The organism is Treponema sp. R6D11, assembly GCF_054786075.1.
The window spans coordinates 1-619 of sequence record NZ_BDHD01000684.1 but is presented as its reverse complement, the minus strand read 5'-3'; the positions used below and the strand labels follow the sequence as shown (position 1 = coordinate 619).

General features: G+C 42.6%; 1 protein-coding gene. It reads right to left on the bottom strand.

Annotated elements, in window-relative coordinates:
• Nucleotides 1-619, bottom strand: a 619-nt coding sequence (locus tag ACYVTD_RS15480) for a hypothetical protein (protein ID WP_461248592.1), incomplete at both ends; no start/stop codon positions are given.

Below are 619 nucleotides of genomic sequence, written 5' to 3'. Positions count from 1 at the left end.
GTGGGCTGATTGCGAGGCATGACACGGCGACCAATGTTTTCGGTATATCCTCATCGTGGTATCTAATTCTTGGCAGGATTCTTGGCGGGATTAGCTTGGAGAATATTTTGACTATGATTTTCTCTGTTAGTAGCAAAACGAGGGGGAGGGATAGGACGGCGAGATAGTTATTATAATGAAGCAAAATGCCGAAAAAAGCGCAGGCGAGCGCGATATAGGAGATGATGTATGCTGTTTTGTGGTTATTTTTGTTGCGGAAGATGACTTCGCCGATGTGCAGGTTTTCTTCTTTTGCCTGTTTTAATAATTTTTCGGCGTATGAAAATACATCGTAGTCCGCCTGTTTTTTGATTTCAACACGATAGGAATTTTGGCTGGTTTCGTCTTGGATTGCGTAGATGTCGAGCGGGTCTTGGAGAAGGATTTGATGGATTTTGGACGTCGCGTTGAATATGTTTTTTATATTTAGGTTAGGGACTTTTTTGATGTTCAAAAAAAGTATGCGCATGTATTTGGCTTTTTCAAGCTCGCCGATGTCTGCGCCTGCGGTTTTTGCGATGTGGCGCATGATTTCGATTTGCAATATCGGGAAGATGCTGAGTATTTCGTCGTCATAAAG